The sequence below is a fragment of the Vibrio breoganii genome, from assembly GCF_001677275.1.
GTDB classification, from domain to species: domain Bacteria; phylum Pseudomonadota; class Gammaproteobacteria; order Enterobacterales; family Vibrionaceae; genus Vibrio; species Vibrio breoganii.
This window is the reverse complement of record NZ_CP016178.1, coordinates 333,840-346,033: the sequence shown is the minus strand read 5'-3', so window position 1 is coordinate 346,033 and position 12,194 is coordinate 333,840. Positions and strand designations below refer to the sequence as shown.

Below are 12,194 nucleotides of genomic sequence, written 5' to 3'. Positions count from 1 at the left end.
CCCTGAACTGAGATACGAGATACCTATTTAATGGTTAAAACCGTATCCCAGATACTACCTGCGTGCGCCATAAAAGTACTAAAAAGAGCAAAAAGAATGACCACAGCAAACGCAGACATCAATGCGTATTCGACAACCTTCATCAACCACCTCATTGGAAAACACACCAAACTCAGCAAGAAATACTCTCGAATGCTTGATATGCGACAACTTGAAAGATGGAGGATTATACATTTGTCGTACAAATAATAAACAGCAGCCTTATTCTCGAAATACGTAAACTAAGTTTCCATAATTAGAAGAAAAATTTATCTATAATTTTCAGTTAGTTAGACACGTTAGGAAAAACAGGAAAATGAAACAAATTGTAACTCAGGTGGGGATTTACGGTCTATGATGCCTAAAAAGGGCTATTTACTACCATTTTCACAAACGCCAGAAAGCACAAAGGCGCACTTTGCATGCGCCTTATGGTCTCGTTACTCAATCGTGAGTTTGCGAATCTCGCGGGTTGTTGACCGGAGAACTATTAACGAGCGTTAAAGTATTTACGGCTCTTCAGCTGTGAAGCGATTACACTTAATGTATTACACTTAATGTTAATCAAAGTGAGGTAACCCTTTCCTCCCTGTCAGATTCGATTTTTACCTCACGATTTAACTATGGCGCATTTTTTAAAAACTGCAAGTATTACCAGATAATGAATTGTTTATTACTTTTTTGATCATGGCAATAAGCGCTCGGTTGCGGTTTAATATGCAACATTCCAGATTAGCCACTTTACCCTCGGAGAATAAGAGACTTGTTACGCAAATTTCATCGGTTCCATCACATTCCGCCTTCGCAAGCCGCGCTTGCACTGGGACTGATAGGTTTAGGACAGGCATGGGCATTGTATATCCCAGATGTTGGCAATGTTATTCGTCCGTATTTAGCGTTAATTGGTACTCTGATACTGATTCCAGTACTGCTAAAGTACACCCTTAATCCGCGTCTTTTTTTCGCTGACATTAAGCACCCCCTCAGCGGCAGTTTAATGGCGCCGATGAGCATGGCGCTGCTAGTGCTTTGTGACTATCTCGCCACTGAGATCCCTGATATCGCATCCGTGTTATGGTTTGCTTCGCTGGGCCTACATATCACCATGATGGTGCTATTTTTTGGATTCCAATTCGCCAACTTTAAGATGGTCAATATTGTGCCGAGTTGGTTTCTTTACCCGGTGGGCGTGATCAGTAGTACCTTGGCGGGATCAGAGCTGGGGCATAACGTGTTTTCGCAGAATATGGCCATGCTGTGTATTAGCATCTATTTCCTCATGCTTCCGTTGGTTCTCTACCGATTGGTGTTCTTTGGAAAATTACCTCGCCGAGCGCGTCCAACGCTTGCCATTATGGCCGCACCGATCAACCTTACCCTTGCGGCTTATTTGGTCAACTTCCCAGATCCGGACCCCATTCTAACAGGGGCTTTAGCCGGCATCGCCATTACCATGACCTTGCTTATCTACCTTTGCTATATCAACCTATTGAGACTGAAGTTCCAGCCTTCCATTGCCGCCGTTACCTTCCCATCAGTGATCAGTGCAATTGCCATGTCGAGGCTGACCACATGGTTTGAATTGGCGCACGAAGATTGGTATTGGCTACATAAATTTGGGATGTTCGAGCTGACAATAGCAACGCTATTGGTGTTGTGGGTATCGGCAGGATATGTGGCCATGTATTGGCCAGAGCGGTTTAAGCCTCAACACAAGAAGATTAAACCGCAATAGATGGCAAGCTAGGAGATTAACGCAGGCCGTGAAGAAACTCGTGACGAGTGGCCGCGTTAGATTTGAAGATACCGCCTAGTGCAGTAGTCGTGGTTTCACTGGTCGCGTCCATTACGCCGCGTGACTTAACGCAGTAATGCGTAGCATCAATGGTAACCGCAACATCTTCACTCTCAAGCAAGGTTTGCAGTGCAATAAGGATCTGCTGAGTCATGCGCTCTTGTACTTGAGGGCGCTGGGCAAAAAAGCGCACAATGCGGTTAATCTTCGACAAGCCAATGATCTTGGTACGAGGGATATACGCCACCGCTGCACGACCATCGATAGTCACCAAGTGATGCTCACAAGTACTAGTCAAAGTAATGTCTTTCACACGCACCATTTCGCTCACGTCCATCTTGTTTTCGATAACCGTGATCTTTGGGAAACGCGCGTAATCAAGGCCAGAGAACACCTCGTCCACATACATCTTAGCGATACGTTTTGGCGTGTCTTGCAAAGAGTCATCCGTTAGATCCAATTGCAATAAGCCTAAGATCTCACGCATATGATGCTCAATCTGCTGCTTTTTATCTTCCGCAGTAAGGTCACTGGCTACCATTGGGGTTTCTAAACCACGATTAGCAAGTGCTTCTTTTACCAGCAGAGCTGATTCGCTTAAACCTGACATTTAACTCTCCATCTGTACATCTTTGCATCGCACGACCAACATTTTCGCGATGGCGAAAGAGAATACTTGGATTTCATCAAAATTACATCATCTAATTTAATCACTTAAGTGTCTCACTCTTGGCATCGTGTTACAGTTTGTTTTTTATCGCTGTACAAACAAGGAATTATGATGGGTTGCTGTGACGCTCCGGGCTTAATGCCGATTGAAGAGGCAATGGCCAAAATTCTCGAAAACACTCATACCGTCCAAGAGACTGAATCACTGGCCCTCGACAAGGCTATTGGCCGAGTACTCGCTAGTGAAATATTATCCCCTATTCATGTTCCCCCTTTTGATAATTCAGCCATGGATGGGTATGCGGTAAGAATTGCAGACCTAAATACTCAATCAACGCTTCCATTAGCAGGGCAATCTTTTGCGGGTGCTCCTTTACAAGGAGAATGGCCAGAAACGACGTGTATTCGCATTATGACTGGCGCGCAAATCCCTGAAGGGTGTGACGCTGTAGTAATGCAAGAGAATGTCACTGTAACAGACGAAGGGATCGTGTTTGACCCTTCGAATGTAAAAACCAATCAGAATATCCGCCCACTCGGTGACGATATCCAAGTAGGGCAACTTGTGCTTAGCAAAGGGAAGCGACTCACTGCTCGTGATCTACCCATGCTAGCCTCACTTGGCGTCGCGCACCTTGAGGTGTACCGCAAGCCTATCGTGGCCACTTTTTCCACCGGTGATGAACTAAAACCGGTAGGAACGCCACTTGGCGCAGGCGAGATATACGACAGCAACCGCTACGGAACCATACCTCTGTTTGAGAAGTTTGGCTGTGATGTTGTTGACCTAGGCGTTATCCCTGACGATATGGAACTGCTCGCGCAAGCGTTTGAAAAAGCAAAGACAGAAGCGGACGTTGTGGTGACTTCCGGTGGTGTGAGTGTCGGTGAAGCCGATTTCACCAAAGATATCCTGGAACAAAAAGGCGAAATTGGTTTTTGGAAACTGGCAATAAAACCAGGGAAGCCTTTTGCATTCGGAAAATTGGATGATGCCCTATTCTGCGGCCTGCCAGGAAACCCTGTCTCCGCCTTTATGACCGCTTACATCTTAGTTCAGCCATTGCTAGCTAAACTTGGTGGCGAGAGTGAATGGAAAGAAGCGCCAACCTTACCGGCTAAAACGCTATCGTCATTCAAGAAAAGCCCTGGCCGTACAGATTACCAACGTGGTATCTACGCCATAAACGAGCACGGCAAGTTTGAAGTGGAAACAACGGGGAACCAAAGCTCTGGAGCCTTCCGCTCAATGAGTCTAGCAAATTGCTTTGTCATTCTTGAACGCGAGCGTGGCCGAGTGGAAGCGGGAGAAACCGTTCAAATCCAATTGTTTAACTCCACCCTATATTAGAGGCTGATATGGAAATCTTGAGCGACAAAGAGATGCTTCGCTACAATCGACAGATCATCTTACGCTCCTTTGATTTTGAGGGCCAAGAGGCCCTCAAACAAGCCTCAGTGCTTGTTATTGGTGCTGGAGGCCTAGGTTGTGCGGCAACGCCTTATCTAGTCTCTGGTGGCGTTGGCAAGCTAACCATCGTCGATGATGATGTTGTAGAGCTCTCCAATTTGCAGCGACAGATCCTTCATACAGAATCTGATATCAAGGCCCTAAAGGTAGATTCCGCCAAAGCTAGCCTATCTCAGCTCAATTCAAATTGTGAGATAACCGCAATAGCGCGTCGCTTAGACGACAATGAGCTTGGTACCGCCGTTGCCAATCATTCGTTGGTCATTGATGCCAGTGATAACCTCACCACTAGAAACCAATTAAATCGACTGTGTCACAAACACAAAACGCCTTTGGTTTCTGGCGCCGCAATTCGACTTGAAGGACAGGTAATCAGCTTCACCTATCAAAATGATGAGCCGTGCTACGAATGTTTAAGCACTCTGTTTGGTGCTAATGAACTAAGTTGTGTTGAGGCAGGGATCTTAGCGCCTGTTGTTGGCGTTATCGGCAGTATGCAGGCTTTGGAAGCTATCCGTCTGCTGTCAAATTTGGGCACGCACAAGCCCGGAAAATTAATGATGTTCGATGCTCTGAGCATGAAATGGCAAGAGTTTACTCTGCCAAAACAGTCGTCATGTCCTGTTTGTAAAAATCAGTAAACGTTTGCGTAAGATTTTTATCACATTCTTCCAATGAAAATGATTCACAAACTCGCTTCAATACCTTAGATTAATCCTATCTTTAAGGGTGGCACTCCCCTCCACCCTGTTTTTCTTGTATAGGATGAACAAGACATGAGCAATAAACTAGAACAACTTCGCTCTATGACTGTAGTGGTCGCTGACACAGGTGATATTGAAGCAATTGCTAAATATAAACCTCAAGACGCTACAACAAACCCTTCACTAATTCTGAAAGCCTCTCAACTTGAGCACTACGCTTCGCTAATTGATAGCGTCATTGCCCAAACCAAGCAGAAGTTTGATGACCTAGACCAACAACTAAATTATGCCGGTGACTTGCTTGCAGTAAACATTGGTAAAGAAATCCTAGGTATTGTTCCAGGTCGCATCTCAACTGAGGTTGATGCTCGTCTATCTTACGATACCGAAGGCAGCATCGCGCGCGCTCGTGGCTTAATCAAGATGTACGAAGAAGCGGGTATTTCAAAAGACCGCGTTCTTATTAAATTAGCATCTACGTGGCAAGGCATTCGTGCTGCAGAGCAACTTGAGAAGGAAGGCATCAACTGTAACCTGACTCTACTGTTCTCATTTGCTCAGGCGCAGGCGTGTGCTGAAGCAGGCGTATTCCTAATCTCGCCATTCGTTGGTCGCATCATGGATTGGTACAAAGCCAAAGAAGGCCGTGATTTTGCTGCTAGCGAAGACCCAGGCGTTCAATCAGTATCAGCAATCTACGACTACTTTAAAGACCACGGTTACAAGACAGTGGTAATGGGAGCAAGCTTCCGTAATACAGGTGAAATCCTGGAGCTGGCTGGCTGTGATCGTCTAACCATCAGCCCTGCTCTTCTTGAAGACCTGGAGAATGCTGAAGGTGTTGTTGAAGAGAAGCTTGTTGATAACGGTGCAACTAAAGAGCGCCCTACTCCTCTAACAGAAGCCGAATTCTTCTGGGGTCACAACCAAGACCCAATGGCAGTAGAGAAACTCGCTGAAGGCATCCGCTTGTTCGCAGTCGACCAAGTTAAGCTAGAAGAAATGCTGACAGCGAAGCTAACGGCGTAACACACAGCTCGCTTCATTCGCTATTGATAGGCTCCTACTCTGTAGGGGCCTTTTTTATATTAACTGAAAGCTTATAGCTGACAGCTTTCAGTCGTCAGATTGAGATTTGGCTGGCCCAGAAAACACTTCGGGAATAACCAGATTTGACCCTGTCATCTCCGAGCGCTCCTATCGGAGATCTGGCTGCAACCGTGCAATGGAAAAAAGCTCAAACGCCACCAGCTTTTGATTTTCAACTGAAAGCTTATGGCTGACAGCTTTCAGCTATAAGTCCTTGCCACACTCTCAGAGCACAACTAGGTTTACTAAGTTCCAATTATTATTTCAAGGAGAACCTAGATGCCACACCATACCTACAAAAAAATGGAAATCGTTGGATCATCAAGCGTCGGTATTGACGACGCAATCAATAACGCCGTAGAAAAAGCCAGTCAAAGCGTTCACAACATGCGCTGGTTCGAGATGCAGGAAGTTCGTGGTCATATCGAGGAAGGAAAAGTCGCCCATTGGCAGGTGACAGTAAAGATTGGATTTACGTTGGATTAGACATTAAAAAAGAGGCACAGAGCCTCTTTTTTAATGCTTGTAGCAAGATTAACCGTAATGCTCCAAATACAAAATAGTAGCGGCGGTACGTGATTTCACTTGTAGCTTTTTCAGCAAGCTCTTCATGTGTACCTTAACGGTGGACTCAGAGATAAATAGCACGTCCGCTATCTGCTTGTTGCGGTGGCCTAGAGCCACTTTAGATAGGATCTCTAACTCACGTTCAGTGAGGCTATCTAGCAAACTTGGGTTTTCAGCGCGGTCACGAATGTGTTGAGCCACAATATCGCTGTATACCTTGTCACCATCTAGGGCTGAATGAAGGTGTTCAATCAATTCATCTGGTTCGCTATCTTTCAATAGGTAGCCGTCTGCGCCCGCTTTGACGATGGCATCAATGTCTGCAGGTGAATCCGACACTGTGAGGATCACGATCTTTGCTGTAATGCCCTCAGATCTCAGTGCTTGCAGGGTATTTAGGCCTGACAGCCCCTTCATGTTTAAGTCCAGCAAGATAAGATCTAGTTCATGTTGATGAGCCAACGCCAATGCTTCGGTACCGTTGGTTGCCTCACACACAATGTCGAACTCATCTTCAAACGACAGCAACTGCTTGATGCCACGACGAATCAATGGATGGTCATCCACAATCATAATGCGATAGGTACTACTCACTGTCAGATTCATCCTTACAGGTAAAGGTTATTTGTACTGTGCTCCCAACACTGGGCTCACTGGTAATGGTTAGCTTGCCATTGAGATACTGGCTTCGCTCATTAAGAATAGATAGACCGTAATGGTCTGCTTTCTCAATCTCGGTGTCAAATCCTTGTCCGTTATCTATGATAGCGACGGTAATCTGATCCCCTTCTTGCAGACATTGCACATGCAATATGCTCGCCTCTGCATGTTTGATGGCATTGTTGGTTGCTTCACGAATGATCTGCAATAAATGCACTTGCTGCGAAGCCTGAAGCTGGATGGAGGAGAGGTTATTCTCTACATGTATCTCTGCATCCGTTGTGGTTTGTAGCTTATCGGTCAACACATTGAGCGCATCACCAAAATTCGCTTCATCAATACTAAACCTAAAGGTACCGAGTAATTCCCTCAATTGGGTGTATGCCTCTCGCAAGCCATCATCGATTTCTTGAACGATAGCGGAAGACTTCGGCATCTCGGCTATTGAGCCTTCTTTTTTCATCGAGCGTTTCAACAGGCTCATTTGGATCTTCAAAAACGACAAGGATTGGGCCAGAGAGTCATGCAGTTCTCGTGCTATCGCACTTCGCTCAGCATAGATAAGCAGCTGCTCAAACTTCTTTTGTGCCTGATTGTAGTAGATACCCCTAGCCAGAATATAAGACATATTGTCGATGAGCTCTTGCTCAGCAAATTGTGGTGTCGTTTGTAAACATAGGCTCCCCAATCTCACCTCATCAAGAATCAAAGGTGTCTCTTGCCATTCGTCTCCAACAACTTCACCCGCGATTAACTCGGTAGATTGACCCGCGCTATCATCGATAATCAGTTTGACGGCATCGACGTTCTCTACCGTCGACATATTGCTGATGATCTGTTGAAAATGTGCCGGTGCCAGTCGTGATGCAGAAAGTTGCTGGGTGCTTTTATACAACACCTTCAGCGAGCGGTTTGCATGGCGCAGTTCCTCTGTCTTATTTTCTACTGTTGCTTCCAACCTTTGATAGTGATTCTTTAGGTTTTGAGTCATACCATTAAACGTAGAAGCCACCGTGCCCAGTTCATTATTGACCGATTCATTCAACACCACATTGAAATTCTGCGACTCTACTTCTTTGCTGGCATTAACCAAAGATTGCAATGGCTGCAACACCTTGAGCCTAACAAAGCGCATGATGACTAAAGAGATAAGGATAATGCAGGTCAAACCAAACCCACTGAACACCACCATATTGAGAAGCTTTTGCTCAGTATTTAGCTGCAATTTAAATACAAACTTATCGATGCGAGATACAAATACTGGGACGTGTTGCTGGTATTCAGGATACCTTCCAGAAAGCAACAGATCCTTCATCACATGCCAGCGATCGACAATGGACTGGTAGTCCTCTTGAATATCAGTGGGCACATTCCAGCGAATCAGGTTTTGCATTGAGGGTGAGAACAATGATGTTTCAAACTGCTCGATATGCCCAATTGTTTCTGGAGAGTCTGTCTCTATGTCGTAAGCAAGCCTATAGCTTTGCATCCTCATTGAGCCTGAGACATTCACAGCCTCCGCATCGTCAAAACTGGAATAGACCGTTGCCACTGCTACGATGATAGTTAACGCAGACAGAATCACCATCAAGGACACTGCACCACCAATGGTAAAAGACACAGACTGTGTTGTTCGTTTTTTCACTTAAAATCCCATTCGTAGTTTCGTGATCTTGCCAACATTAACTATTTGATCTAAAACAATTTAAGCATAAGTTTAACCCTTTTGAGGTATATCGAATACAATTTATTCACCTAAAATTAGTGGGTATTTACGTTAACGCTCTATTCATAGTTTAAGCTCAATTGCTCAGGGACGAAATTGGTCGATCTATCAAAACGAAAATTATTCACTCGACGAGCTTCGAAATCTCAACTGGTTTACGAAACGGGTCAACGCCTGCCATGGGCTAAAACTGACTCTGAATTTGTCGATGGCTGCACCCAATGTGGCAAGTGTATAGAAGCGTGTGAAACAAATATTATTATTAAAGGTAGCGGTGGATTTCCCACCGTTGACTTTGAAAAAGGCGAATGCACCTTCTGCGAAGGTTGTGTGACAAGCTGCCCTGAACCTATCTTCAGGTCAACAAAAGAGGCAGCTTGGGAAATAACGGCTAAAATTAACGATACGTGCCTTGCCTACAAAAATGTCGAATGTCGCACCTGCGGCGACGAATGCGAACCAATAGCAATACAATTTTCTTTTGGCGTTGGGCATGTACCCCAACCCAAACTAGACTCTCAGTTGTGCACTGGATGTGGAGCCTGTATTAGTGCTTGTCCCGTGTCAGCTATATCTATGACTGACTGCAACGAGGATAGCAATGCCAGCCAGTGAAGTTCATATCTCAAGTTTTGTCGTTTACTGCTCTCCTGAAGCCATGGAGACAGTTCGAAGCAAGGTGAATAGCTTTTCCGCCACCGAAATATATGCCGAAGATTCAGGCAAGTTTGTTGTGGTCATGGAAACTCAAAACGAAGGCTATATCACCACCACTATCGATGAAATTAACGACCTACCAGAAGTAATTAGTACGGCTTTGGTTTACCACCAAATCGAAACCGATATTGACACCCTTGACACCGACATCCATGCAACGGCTACGACCGATGCCAGCATCGGTTCAACGACCCCGCAAGAGGACACATTATGAAAATGACACGACGCGAGTTTGTGAAAGCAAACGCTGCTGCATCAGCTGCAGCGGTAGCCGGAATTTCACTTCCCGCTTCTGCGGCCAATCTCATCGCAAGCTCAGACCAAACCAAAATCAAATGGGATAAAGCTCCTTGCCGTTTTTGTGGTACTGGCTGTTCAGTACTAGTCGGGACTCAAAACGGTAAGGTTGTTGCAACTCAGGGTGATCCTGAGGCACCGGTAAACAAGGGCTTAAACTGCATTAAGGGTTACTTCCTATCTAAGATCATGTACGGCCAAGATCGCTTGACTCAGCCTCTACTGCGTATGACGGATGGCAAGTACGATAAAAACGGTGAATTTACTCCCGTATCTTGGGACGTTGCTATGGATACCATGGCAGACAAATGGAAAGAGGCACTGAAGAAAAGCGGACCGACTAGCGTTGGTATGTTTGGTTCTGGTCAGTGGACCGTTATGGAAGGCTACGCTGCTTCGAAAATGATGAAGGCAGGCTTCCGTTCAAACAACATTGACCCTAACGCTCGTCACTGTATGGCCTCTGCGGTAGTAGGTTTCATGCGCGCCTTTGGCATCGATGAGCCAATGGGTTGTTACGATGACTTCGAAAATGCGGATGCGTTCGTACTTTGGGGTTCAAACATGGCCGAGATGCACCCGGTTCTATGGACGCGTATTGCAGATCGCCGTTTAAGCCACCCTCACGTAAAAGTGAACGTTCTGTCGACCTACTATCATCGTTCTTTTGAATTGGCAGATCACGGCTACATTTTCCACCCTCAATCTGACCTTGCGATTGCCAACTTTATCGCCAACTACATTATTCAAAACAACAAAGTAAACCAAGACTTTGTTAACAAGCACACTCACTTTAAACAAGCGGATACCGATATCGGTTACGGTTTGCGTGATGAAGACCCATTGCAACAAGCGGCTGCAAATCCAAACTCAGGCAACATGACTGGCATCAACTTTGATGAGTATGCTAAATCAGTAGCGCCATACACGGCAGCTAAAGCGAGTGAAATTTCAGGCGTGTCAGAAGAACATCTTGTTCAACTGGCTGAGCAATATGCCGATCCAAACACTAAAGTAATGTCACTTTGGACTATGGGTGTTAACCAGCACACTCGTGGCGTTTGGATGAACAACCTGATTTACAACATTCACTTGTTAACAGGTAAGATTTCAACTCCAGGTAACTCTCCATTCTCACTAACGGGCCAGCCGTCAGCGTGTGGTACCGCTCGTGAAGTAGGTACGTTTGCACACCGTCTGCCAGCAGATATGGTGGTTGCAAACCCTAAACACCGTGCCATTGCAGAAGATATCTGGAAGCTTCCTGAAGGAACTATTCCACCTAAACCAGGTTACCACGCGGTATTGCAAGACCGCATGCTTAATGATGGCAAACTAAACGCTTACTGGGTGATGTGTAATAACAACCTGCAAGCCGGTCCAAACATCAACACTGAACGTTTGCCGGGTTATCGTAACCCTGAAAACTTTATCGTATGTTCAGACCCATACCCAACAGCAACTGCGCAGGCTGCTGACTTGATCCTACCAACCGCAATGTGGATTGAGAAAGAAGGCGCTTATGGTAATGCTGAACGCCGTACTCAGGCTTGGTACCAACAAGTTGAAACCGTTGGCGAAGCGAAGTCTGACTTGTGGCAGCTGATGGAGTTCTCAAAACGCTTCAAGATGGAAGAAGTTTGGCCAGAAGACTTGCTGGCTAAAGCACCTGAATATCGCGGAAAAACCATGTACGACATGCTGTTTAAAAACGGTCATATCGACAAATATCCGCTATCTGAGGCGCAAGAGCTAAACGACGATGCAAAAGCACAAGGCTTCTATGTTCAAAAAGGCCTATTCGAAGAATACGCTACCTTTGGACGTGGTCACGGACACGATTTAGCACCTTATGATGTTTATCACCAAGTACGTGGCTTACGCTGGCCTGTAGTGGATGGAAAAGAAACACTGTGGCGCTTTAAAGAAGGGTCGGATCCATACGCTAAAGCAGGCTCTGATTGGGACTTCTATGGCAAACCCGATGGTAAAGCATGGATTATCTCAGCACCTTATGAGGCTCCACCAGAGGTGCCTGATGCAGAGTTCGACATGTGGCTATGTACCGGTCGTGTTCTAGAGCACTGGCACACAGGTACTATGACTCGTCGTGTACCAGAGCTTTATAAGGCTGTTCCAGATGCGGTCTGCTACATCCACCCTGCAGATGCTAAAGAGAAAGGTCTACGTCGTGGTGATGAGGTATTGGTGTCTAACAAACGTGGTGAAATTCGTGTTCGCGTCGAAACTCGCGGCCGTAACCGCCCGCCTAAAGGCTTAGTTTTCGTGCCATTCTTTGATGCACGAATTCTGATCAACAAGCTGATCTTAGATGCAACCGATCCTCTATCTAAACAGACTGACTACAAGAAATGTCCAGTCAAGATCACCAAAGTGGCTTAGGCCTTTGTCAAATATTCGGGGCTAGTACTCTAGCCCCCAAAATTTAGCCATTAGGCG

The 12,194-nt window shown here is 45.7% G+C and carries 11 protein-coding genes; 8 read left to right on the top strand and 3 right to left on the bottom strand.

The window, feature by feature from the left end:
* Positions 1-802 precede the first annotated feature (802 nt).
* Complete coding sequence (locus A6E01_RS14615; protein WP_065210546.1) at positions 803-1,774, top strand: TDT family transporter; 972 nt, start codon at positions 803-805, stop codon at positions 1,772-1,774.
* 16 nt (positions 1,775-1,790) lie between these two features.
* Here the strand turns inward: A6E01_RS14615 and folE are convergent, their stop codons facing one another.
* The gene (gene folE / locus A6E01_RS14610; protein ID WP_017032013.1) at positions 1,791-2,444 is read right to left on the bottom strand and encodes a GTP cyclohydrolase I FolE; all 654 of its coding nucleotides are present in this window, start codon (positions 2,442-2,444) and stop codon (positions 1,791-1,793) included.
* 171 nt (positions 2,445-2,615) lie between these two features.
* Here folE and moeA point away from each other — a divergent pair, with 171 nt between their 5' ends.
* The 4 genes from moeA (at position 2,616) to A6E01_RS14590 (ending at position 6,253) form a co-directional block, all read left to right on the top strand.
* Complete coding sequence (gene moeA / locus A6E01_RS14605) at positions 2,616-3,854, top strand: molybdopterin molybdotransferase MoeA (RefSeq protein ID WP_065210545.1); 1,239 nt, start codon at positions 2,616-2,618, stop codon at positions 3,852-3,854.
* 8 nt (positions 3,855-3,862) lie between these two features.
* Positions 3,863-4,615 (top strand): molybdopterin-synthase adenylyltransferase MoeB, encoded by a 753-nt coding sequence (gene moeB, locus A6E01_RS14600; protein WP_065210544.1) that lies wholly within the window; start codon positions 3,863-3,865, stop codon positions 4,613-4,615.
* Between the two features lie 135 nt (positions 4,616-4,750).
* A complete protein-coding gene (gene tal / locus A6E01_RS14595) occupies positions 4,751-5,707 on the top strand; it encodes a transaldolase (protein WP_065210543.1) in 957 nt (318 codons plus the stop codon).
* Between the two features lie 339 nt (positions 5,708-6,046).
* Complete coding sequence (locus A6E01_RS14590; protein WP_017028728.1) at positions 6,047-6,253, top strand: dodecin; 207 nt, start codon at positions 6,047-6,049, stop codon at positions 6,251-6,253.
* A gap of 48 nt (positions 6,254-6,301) precedes the next feature.
* On the opposite strand, the gene A6E01_RS14585 is transcribed toward A6E01_RS14590, so the two are convergent.
* Complete coding sequence (locus A6E01_RS14585) at positions 6,302-6,907, bottom strand: response regulator (protein ID WP_017032008.1); 606 nt, start codon at positions 6,905-6,907, stop codon at positions 6,302-6,304.
* 13 nt (positions 6,908-6,920) lie between these two features.
* Positions 6,921-8,639: a nitrate/nitrite two-component system sensor histidine kinase NarQ gene (narQ, locus tag A6E01_RS14580; protein WP_065210542.1), complete on the bottom strand. Its 1,719-nt coding sequence runs from the start codon at positions 8,637-8,639 to the stop codon at positions 6,921-6,923.
* Between the two features lie 177 nt (positions 8,640-8,816).
* Here narQ and napF point away from each other — a divergent pair, with 177 nt between their 5' ends.
* The 3 genes from napF to napA are packed head-to-tail and all read left to right on the top strand — an operon-like array spanning position 8,817 to position 12,137.
* Positions 8,817-9,335 carry a ferredoxin-type protein NapF gene (gene napF, locus A6E01_RS20980; RefSeq protein WP_082961383.1) on the top strand — a complete coding sequence of 173 codons (519 nt, stop codon included), beginning with the start codon at positions 8,817-8,819 and terminating at the stop codon, positions 9,333-9,335.
* Positions 9,322-9,651, top strand: coding sequence for a chaperone NapD (locus A6E01_RS14575; protein ID WP_065210541.1), 330 nt, complete (start codon positions 9,322-9,324; stop codon positions 9,649-9,651). Before napF ends, A6E01_RS14575 begins: the two co-directional genes overlap by 14 nt.
* Positions 9,648-12,137, top strand: a complete 2,490-nt coding sequence (gene napA / locus A6E01_RS14570) for a periplasmic nitrate reductase subunit alpha (protein WP_017028724.1) — start codon at positions 9,648-9,650, stop codon at positions 12,135-12,137. Before A6E01_RS14575 ends, napA begins: the two co-directional genes overlap by 4 nt.
* Positions 12,138-12,194 lie beyond the last annotated feature (57 nt).